1 pseudogene is annotated in these 418 nt (G+C 53.3%); it reads right to left on the reverse strand.

The features are described from left to right. Positions 1-418 (reverse strand): annotated as a pseudogene (locus HFC70_RS26490) (molecular chaperone HtpG); the annotation flags it as partial.

The following is a 418-nucleotide window of genomic DNA, read 5'->3' on the forward strand; positions in this document are numbered from 1 at the left end:
GCAGGCTGGTGTACTCCTGCTTACCTTCAACGCGGTTGTGGCTCCAGGTCAGCGGATCGTTAAAGTCGTGGGCGATGTGTTTGTAGAACTCTTTGTACTCTTCATCGGTGATTTCCGACTTGTTACGGGTCCACAGCGCCTGCGCTTTGTTGATTTTCTCCCAGGAGATAACGGTTTCGCCGTCTTTCTCTTCGCGTTTTTCGATCTCTACCGGCAGCGCGATATGGTCGGAATATTTGCTGATGATGGAACGCACGCGCCAGTCATCGAGGAACTCGTCTTCGCCTTCACGCAGATGCAGGGTGATTTCAGTACCACGATCTTCTTTGGTGATGTCGGCAACGGTGTATTCACCTTCGCCAGCCGATTCCCAGAAGACGCCGTTTTCTGGTTTTTCGCCTGCCGCGCGAGTACGCAC

Source organism: Agrobacterium sp. a22-2 (assembly GCF_012276985.1).
Lineage (GTDB): Bacteria > Pseudomonadota > Alphaproteobacteria > Rhizobiales > Rhizobiaceae > Allorhizobium.